This window comes from Micrococcales bacterium (assembly GCA_009784895.1).
GTDB lineage: Bacteria > Actinomycetota > Actinomycetes > Actinomycetales > WQXJ01 > WQXJ01.
In genome coordinates this window covers 1-7256 of the sequence record WQXJ01000071.1, presented here as the reverse complement: position 1 = coordinate 7256, position 7256 = coordinate 1, and the positions used below count along the sequence as shown (strand labels likewise).

Sequence of the window (7256 nt, the reverse complement as noted above, 5' to 3'; positions counted from 1 at the left end):
TTGAACCACACCGGCCAATCGACCTGAACACCTCGATGGCTCCCGCCAAGCGACTTGAACGTTTGAATCACACCGGCCAATCGACCTGAACACCTTGATGACTTCCGGCAAGCGACTTGAACGTTTGAATCACACCGGCCAATCGACCTGAACACCTCGATGATTCCCGGCAAGCGACTTGAACGATTCGATGACCGCGTTTTCCTCCCACCTTGGCAAACGCTCAGGGGCAATGATTGAGCCGTTCAGGTCGATTCCCACCAGTAGTTGAACCGTTCATGTCGATTCCCACCAGTAAATGAGCCGTTCAGGTCGATTCCCACCAGTAAGTGAGCCGTTCAGGTCGATTGGTGGAAGTCACTTGGCCGTTCAGGTCGCTCCGGACGGGCGGTCAGCGGACCGACTGAGCAGACAACGGACCGGCCCAATAGAAAGCAAAAACAGCCCGTGGACCGGAATTGGGACAGAGTTGCCGGTCCGGCACTGTGAAAACGTTGAGGCACGGCCGCAGCATAGGCTGTAAGGCATGAACCAATCGAGGAAGTTCCACCGGCCGGCCATGATTGATCCGCAGGAGTTCGACCAGCTCCAAGGCGGAGTCGACCCGGCAGCCAGCTCCGAACTGGCTCATTCCTCTGCCGCGGCCTTGGTTGCCCAAGCCCGCCAGGCTGCCAGCGACGACCCGGAGTTGGTTGAACGTCTGGTTAGCTTGGTCGAAAACGAAGGTGTCGAGCCGGTCGCCACGCTTTGGGCCAACGCCCCCGGCGATTCGTTACCAGGGGCGCTGTGGCGGGTTTACCTTCTACGAGAATGGGTCAGGCGTGACCCGGACACGGTGGCCGAACGCTACCGCCTGGGCATGAGACGCCAGGAAGTGGCGCATGTGGTGGCCGGCGCCGCACAGCCACCCGGGCCGCAGGAAATGAGCCAGCTAGCGGACTCGGTTCTGTCAGGCGTGTTCACTGGCGAGCTCGATGTCGCCCTGGAGCGGGCCGCCGCCTTCGCCCGCGTCGTCTCGACCGGTGCCGCTATCGACGCCGACTGGATCGAGTTGACTCGCCCGGCCGCGGCCCGCCGCGTCACGCGCCGGGCTGGCTCCCTGCTGGGCGTGGCCGAAGACCTTGAACAGGCCGCCATTCGCTGGCGAGCCGGCACTTTGGCCTAGAGGCGGCGCCTTGGACTTCCGCCTCGAAACGTGTTTTGGCCAGTTGCCCGATGCCGAACAACACCTGGCCTTCAACCTCACCAAAGAAGTGGGCCGCTGCGACGGAATTGATGCCTTTGGCGAGGTCCAAATCCAGGCTCTGACCAGCGGTAGTCCCACCGCCGTCCACCTACTGGCCTGGATTGACGGCCACCTGGCCGGATACGCACAGGGCGAGGTGTCCAGCGACAGTGTTGAGTTGGCGGTCCACCCGCACCACCGGCGCCAGGGCGTGGCCAGCGCCATGATTGGCCACTGCCTCGAAGGCGGAATTGACCACGCCCGTCCTGGGACTAGGTCAGCCCCCACTAGCCAGATGCCCGCTACCAGCCGCGAAGCGGCCAACGCACACGACACAGCCGGCGGCGTTAGTCGTACCTCGCCGGGCAGCCAACGTCAAACCAGGTGGTGGGCTCACGGCGACCTGCCCGCCGCGCAGGCCGCGGCCAGACGCCTCGATTTAGTCCCAGTGCGCCAGATGGTCAAAATGACAGCCCCGGTTGACACCGCGTGGACCGAGACAACCGCCCAGCCGCCACCGGGCACACAGTGGCATCGCTTCACGCCCGGCAGTGACGAGGCAGCTTGGGTCGAACTGAACGCCGCCGCCTTCGCCGGTCATCCTGAACAGGGCCAGTTGACCGAACAAGACCTGGCCTGGCGGATGGACCAGGACTGGTTCGACCCGGAAGGCTTCTGGTTGCTCAGGGACCAGTCCGGCGGCTCCAACTACCTTGGCTACATCTGGACCAAGGTGACAGCCGAGTCCGCACCGGCGAGCGCCAGCCAAACAACAAGTGGGCCACTCCCATCTAGTGACAGGGGGCAACGAGACCCGAGCGCCGCGGGCCAACCAGGCCAGAGTGACGGAGGCACTGGGGCACGCTATTTGGGCGAGATCTACGCCATCGGCGTCCACCCTGAAGCCCAAGGCCGGCGCCTGGGCACCGCCTTGCTCGCTCGAGGTCTGGAGCGACTAGCCAAAGCCGGCGTAAGTCAAATCGACCTCTACGTCGAAGCCGACAACGCTCCGGCACTGGCGGCCTACCGGCGCCAGGGTTTCGAGACGAGCCAGCGCCACGTCCAATACGCCCGCCGGGTCAGCGCGCACCGCTAACCGGCCTGAGTAGAACGGTCCGGGCGGGCCAGGTTCGTCCAATTCCCGCGCAAAGATGCGCCCAGCGTGACACAATTCCCCCATGCCCACCACAAAACGCGTTTCATTACCAGCCGACCGTTTCTTCGACCGCGAACTGAGCTGGCTGCTCTTTAACCAACGGGTTTTGGAGCTGGCCGAGGATCCGAACCTGCCGCTGTTAGAGCGAGTCCGGTTCTTGTCGATCTTCAGCTCCAACCTCGATGAATTCTTTATGGTGCGCGTAGCCGGACTGCAAAGGCGCATCGACACCGGTATGGCCGTGGTGGCGGCAAGCGGCCTAGCGCCGCGCCAGCTGATCGATGCCATTCAGGAAAAGACGCATGAACTGGTTGGCCGGCAGGTTGCCTGTTTTGACCAGCAGATCCAGCCGGAACTGGCCAAACACGGTATTTCCCTGGTGCATTGGGATCAGCTCGAAACCTCCGAACATGACCGGCTGGCCAAGTACTTTAGGCGGCGCATCTTTCCAGTATTGACGCCGCTGGCGGTCGACCCGGCCCACCCCTTCCCCTATATTTCAGGCCTGTCACTCAACCTGGTGGTGATACTGAAGGGCGAATCCGGCAAGGCCCTGTTCGCCAGGGTGAAAATCCCTGAGACCCTGCCACGCTTCATTGCCGTTGACGCCAAGGGCAAGGCTCGCGAGCCAGGCTCGGCCGCCCTGGGTCGCGGACCGGCCCATTTTGTGCCACTCGAGGACGTGGTCTCCAACCACTTAGATGAACTCTTCCCGGGTATGGAAATCGAATCTCACTACACCTTCCGCGTCACCCGCAACGAGGATGTTGAGGTCGAAGAGGACGATGCCGAAAACCTGCTCAAAGCCATGGAGAAGGAGCTACTGCGGCGGCGTTTTGGCCCGCCAATCCGCCTAGAAGTGGCTAAAGGTATCAGCGAACAGGCTCGCTCCTTCCTGCTCAGGGGTCTGGGCATTACCGAAAAAGAGGTCTACGAGCTGCCAGAGCCGCTCGACTACCGCGGGCTCAACGTGCTGGCGGACCTCGACATTCCCTCGTTGTGCTACCCCAAGTTCGTTTCCGCCACCCACCCCAAGCTGGCGGAGGTCGAAAGCTCTGAACCACGCAGCATTTTGGCGGCGGTCAGGTCCGGTGATGTGCTGCTGCACCATCCCTACGACTCGTTTTCGACCTCGGTTCAGACTTTTTTGGCCCAAGCAGCGGCCGACCCTAAGGTGCTGGCCATTAAGCAAACGCTGTACCGGACCTCGGGCGATTCGCCAATTGTCGATTCACTGATCGATGCCGCCCAAGCCGGCAAACAGGTACTGGCCCTGGTCGAGCTGAAGGCCCGCTTCGATGAGGAGGCCAATATCAGCTGGGCCAGGAAGCTCGAGCACGCCGGCGTCCATGTGGTCTACGGGGTGGTTGGGCTCAAGACCCACTGCAAGTTGATGTTGGTGGTCCGGCTGGAATCCGGCGGGCTGAGGCGGTATTGCCATGTTGGCACCGGCAACTACAACCCCAAGACCGCCCGGCTGTATGAGGATTTGGGGCTGCTGACCTGCGACCCGGAAGTTGGCCAGGACGTCACCCGGCTGTTTAACCAGCTGTCCGGTTTTGCGCCGGCCTCGACTTTTGATCGGTTCTTGGTGGCGCCAACCTCGATTCGCAAGGGCCTGCTCAGCCGGATTGACCGCGAAATCAAGAACCATAAAGCTGGCAAAGAGGCTTGGATCCAGTTCAAGATCAATTCGATTGTCGACGAAAAGACCATTGACGCGCTCTACCGGGCCTCACAGGCCGGCGTCAGGGTCGATATGGTCATCCGCGGCATCTGCGCGGTCAAGGCCCGGGTACCTGGGCTGAGCGAAAACCTCCGGGTGCGCTCAATTCTGGGACGCTTCTTGGAGCACGCCCGCGTCTACGCCTTCGCTAACGATGGGTCGCCAGATGTTCTGATCGGTTCGGCTGATCTAATGCACCGCAACCTCGACCGGCGGGTCGAAACCCTGGTCAATGTGAGCGATCCGGGCCACATCACCGAATTGCTGGACATGCTCAAGCTGTCGATGGACGCCGGCACAGCCGCCTGGGAGATGGGTCCGGACGGCCAGTACGCCGCCTTACGATTCGACAAGAACGGCAAACCTCTGGCTGATATTCAGGACCTATACATGGCTCGAAGGCGCCGCAGCGGCGCCAGGGTGCACTAGCCAAGGCCCGCCCGCCCATGACCAAACCCGAGCGGTTGGCCAGCGGCGATCCGGAAGTCGGGCCGCTGGATAAGACCCACGCCGCCCAGGCTGCCTTGACGGCGGCGCCGCAACTGGCGGCCGGCGCATTGGTTTGGCGGGTGGTCAAGGACCAGCTTGAGGTGCTGCTGGTCCACCGGCCGCGCTACAACGATTGGTCCTGGCCCAAGGGCAAGCTGGAGCCGGGCGAGACCCTGCTGACCTGCGCCTGGCGCGAAGTGCTGGAGGAGACCGGCCGCCAGGTGGTACTGGGCCGGCCGTTGCCTCCGGTTGTTTATCCGTTGAAGTCTGGGCGGATGAAGCAGGTCAGGTATTGGGCCGCTCGCCTGGCCATGGACGATGACGTGCCATCAGTTTGGCCCAGACCTCCGGTCACTATGGCCTCGCCCAGGGAGATCGATCAGTCTGAATGGCTGGAGGCTGGCCGGGCGCTGCGCCGCTTGACCAATCCTTCTGACCGGTTGCCGCTGGTCAAGCTGATGCGGTTCTTCCAGAAGGGTACACTCGACACCCGAGTTCTAGTCCTGCTGCGCCACACCGAGGCCATGGCGCGCACCGCCTGGTCTAAGGCTGACGCCTCAAGGCCTTTGACCGGTGCCGGCCGCCGGGCGGCCCGCGGCTTGGTGCCTTCCTTGGCGGCGCTGGGCGTTAGGCAAATTGTCACATCACCCTGGGCCCGATGCCGCGCCACCGTCCGGCCCTACGCCCGCCGGTCTCGCTTGCCGATCAACACCAACCGCTGGCTATCCGAAACTGACGCCGTCCACCGGCCGGGCCGGGCCGGTCGCCTGATTGACCGGGTGTTGGGCGGTGAAGTCGCCGCCGTGGTCTGCTCTCACCGGCCGGTGCTGCCACTATTGACTGCCCGGCTACTGGCCGGCGGCGGCGGCAAACTGGCCAAACAGCTTGGCCCCGGAGCCCTGGAGCTAGGCGAAATGGCCGTGGCTCACGTCGTTGCCACCGGCCACCGCCGCGGCCGCGTCATCGCCATCGACCGCCACCTGCCCACCTGAGCCTCGTGCGTCCTGGCGGCAAGGAAAACGCGGCCTAAGGCTGGAGTCTCACGGGTGATACACTGAGCTCATGAGTACTGGTGTGAGCGTGCGAGAGCTGCGCAACCAAGGTGGACGGGTGCTGGACCGGGTTGAGCGCGGCGAGACGCTAACAGTCACACGAGACGGCAGCCCGGTGGCGGAACTCCGTCCGCTTGGCCGGCGAAGCTTGTCAACGCCGCAGTTGGTTGCGCGGGCCAGGCGGCTACCCCGGGTCGACCCGGAGCGCTTGCGCCGCGACATTGACGGCATCTTGGACCAGTCACTGTGAGGCACAAAACCGGCCTGCTCGATACCTCGGCCGTCCTGCGAATGGGCGAACTTGAGCCGGCCGACCTGCCGGATGAAGTTGTCATTTGCGCGGTCACGCTAGCTGAGTTTTCGGTTGGGCCACTGGTCGCCGCCAACGAACAGGAGCGGGCTGCTCGCCTGGCCCAGGTCCAGCAGGCCGAGGCAGACCTAGGCGATCCACTACCCTTCGACGCTGCTGCGGCGCGAGCTTTTGCGCAGGTTGCTGCCGACATTCGCCGTGCCGGTTCAAAACCCAAGGCCAGAGCCTTCGATGCCCTGATCGCCGCCACTGCCAAGGCGGCCGGCCTGCCGCTATTCACCTTCAACCCCCGCGACTTCGCGGCGGTGACCGGGATCGAAGTTGTCCCTCTCCCACCGCAGTGAAACAGTCAGATCACATAAGTGCCTTGGCCAGGTTGGGGATGGCTTTGGCAAGGGTGGCCCAGACTAAGTCGTCGTTGATGGACTCGTAGCGGTGCGCCAGTAGGTTGCGCATGCCGCGGATCTGCTGCCAGGGCACCTGCGGATGGGCCTCGACGAACTCGTTAGAAAGGCGGGCAGCTGCCGTGGCGATGCTGATGATTAGCCCCACCGCGGCGTGCCGGTTGAGCTCGGCCTGGTCGCCGGCTGCAAAGTAACTTGCCTGCCCCTGAGCCACTAGTCGATCAGCCAAGCCAGCGAAGTGCAGGATGTCGGCGACATGCCGAGTGTCTTTTTCGGTCAAGTCCGTCACAGCGGCCGCGCCTCCGCCAGTGCCGCCGCCGTAGCTCTGCCTACGCCGGCTTCCGAAACGAGGTCGACCTCGATGTTCAGGACTTCCCGCAGGCCTTGGTCCAGTGCAACCAGATCCAGCAAGTCGAAGCCCGAGGGGAAGCGCACCAAGAAGTCAATATCCGAGTCCGGTTCGTCTTCACCTCTTGCCACAGATCCGATCAGTCGCACGTCTTCCACCCCGTGGCGGGCGAAAACCTCTATTACGTCAGCACGCTGCCGGTCCAGTACGACCGACGGTCGCAGCCGAAGTGCCTTCAGCAGACGCGTCTCGGTCTGGCTGGTCGGTGAAACTCTGCCTGTCTCGTAGGCGGCGATCCGCGGTTGCGCAATCCCGGTCAGCGCGGCCAGCTTTCGCTGGGTTAGGCCCGCGCTCGTCCGGGCTTGTTTAAGCTTCTCTGCGGTCGACATGGCCCCATGATATGCCGGGCATATCAGCCCGGCAAGGCCCTGAGGCACTTGTTGATCCGGATGTTGACGGGGCAACGATGTGCCGTGCCTCTGCCGGCGACCACGATGCCGTACACAACTGCTGGAGTTATCCACAGCCCATGGCGTGACGCGTCT

At 63.4% G+C, this 7256-nt stretch carries 8 protein-coding genes; 6 read left to right on the top strand and 2 right to left on the bottom strand.

All coding sequences use genetic code 11. From position 1 onward, the window contains the following. Positions 1–526: 526 nt before the first annotated feature. From FWD29_09475 to FWD29_09450, 6 genes are all read left to right on the top strand, one after another. A complete protein-coding gene (locus FWD29_09475; protein ID MCL2804160.1) occupies positions 527–1165 on the top strand; it encodes a hypothetical protein in 639 nt (212 codons plus the stop codon). Positions 1166–1175: 10 nt separating this feature from the next. Further along, complete coding sequence (gene mshD / locus FWD29_09470; protein ID MCL2804159.1) at positions 1176–2321, top strand: mycothiol synthase; 1146 nt, start codon at positions 1176–1178, stop codon at positions 2319–2321. An 82-nt stretch (positions 2322–2403) separates the two neighbouring features. Further along, positions 2404–4536, top strand: coding sequence for an RNA degradosome polyphosphate kinase (locus tag FWD29_09465; GenBank protein MCL2804158.1), 2133 nt, complete (start codon positions 2404–2406; stop codon positions 4534–4536). 17 nt (positions 4537–4553) lie between these two features. Further along, positions 4554–5588 carry an NUDIX hydrolase gene (locus FWD29_09460; GenBank protein MCL2804157.1) on the top strand — a complete coding sequence of 345 codons (1035 nt, stop codon included), beginning with the start codon at positions 4554–4556 and terminating at the stop codon, positions 5586–5588. Positions 5589–5658: 70 nt separating this feature from the next. Further along, entirely contained in the window at positions 5659–5898 is a 240-nt protein-coding gene (locus FWD29_09455; GenBank protein ID MCL2804156.1) for a type II toxin-antitoxin system prevent-host-death family antitoxin, read from the top strand. After that, positions 5895–6302: a PIN domain-containing protein gene (locus FWD29_09450; protein MCL2804155.1), complete on the top strand. Its 408-nt coding sequence runs from the start codon at positions 5895–5897 to the stop codon at positions 6300–6302. Before FWD29_09455 ends, FWD29_09450 begins: the two co-directional genes overlap by 4 nt. Positions 6303–6312: 10 nt before the next feature. Here FWD29_09450 and FWD29_09445 read toward each other — a convergent pair whose 3' ends face one another. Together FWD29_09445 and FWD29_09440 are read right to left on the bottom strand one after the other, a co-directional pair. Beyond that, the gene (locus FWD29_09445) at positions 6313–6651 is read right to left on the bottom strand and encodes a DUF86 domain-containing protein (protein ID MCL2804154.1); all 339 of its coding nucleotides are present in this window, start codon (positions 6649–6651) and stop codon (positions 6313–6315) included. Beyond that, positions 6648–7100: an XRE family transcriptional regulator gene (locus FWD29_09440; protein MCL2804153.1), complete on the bottom strand. Its 453-nt coding sequence runs from the start codon at positions 7098–7100 to the stop codon at positions 6648–6650. The genes FWD29_09445 and FWD29_09440 overlap by 4 nt, the downstream gene beginning before the upstream one ends. Between the last annotated feature and the right edge of the window lie 156 nt (positions 7101–7256).

What these genes read in the sequence shown, in the direction of transcription:
- FWD29_09465 (MCL2804158.1), top strand. Translation starts at nt 2,404, where the DNA reads ATGCCCACCACAAAACGCGTTTCATTACCAGCCGACCGTTTCTTCGAC.
- FWD29_09455 (MCL2804156.1), top strand. Translation starts at nt 5,659, where the DNA reads ATGAGTACTGGTGTGAGCGTGCGAGAGCTGCGCAACCAAGGTGGACGG.
- FWD29_09460 (MCL2804157.1), top strand. Translation starts at nt 4,554, where the DNA reads ATGACCAAACCCGAGCGGTTGGCCAGCGGCGATCCGGAAGTCGGGCCG.
- FWD29_09440 (MCL2804153.1), bottom strand. Translation starts at nt 7,100, where the DNA reads ATGTCGACCGCAGAGAAGCTTAAACAAGCCCGGACGAGCGCGGGCCTA.
- FWD29_09475 (MCL2804160.1), top strand. Translation starts at nt 527, where the DNA reads ATGAACCAATCGAGGAAGTTCCACCGGCCGGCCATGATTGATCCGCAG.